This is a genomic window from Colwellia sp. 6M3 (genome assembly GCF_014077595.1).
In the GTDB taxonomy this organism is placed as follows: Bacteria; Pseudomonadota; Gammaproteobacteria; order Enterobacterales; family Alteromonadaceae; genus Cognaticolwellia.
This window is the reverse complement of the sequence record NZ_JACGWF010000250.1, coordinates 1-255: the sequence shown is the minus strand read 5'-3', so window position 1 is coordinate 255 and position 255 is coordinate 1. Positions and strand designations below refer to the sequence as shown.

1 tRNA gene is annotated in these 255 nt (G+C 43.9%); it reads right to left on the bottom strand.

From position 1 onward, the window contains the following. Positions 1-165 precede the first annotated feature (165 nt). A tRNA-Ala gene (locus H4J50_RS19280) sits at positions 166-241 on the bottom strand. Between the last annotated feature and the right edge of the window lie 14 nt (positions 242-255).

Below are 255 nucleotides of genomic sequence, written 5' to 3'. Positions count from 1 at the left end.
GACACCGTGTTTGCCATATAAATACCGGTATTTATATCAGCTTTCCAGATTGTTAAAGAACTTGTCATTCACACGCATTCGGTGGTGACTTGGTTAAAAACCAAACTTAAAGTAGCTTAAACAAAGCGTAACTTAAGTTTGGTCTTTCAATTCTTAGTGAAGAAGTGGTGGAGCTAAGCAGGATCGAACTGCTGACCTCCTGCGTGCAAGGCAGGCGCTCTCCCAGCTGAGCTATAGCCCCGCAATGGGAAACAT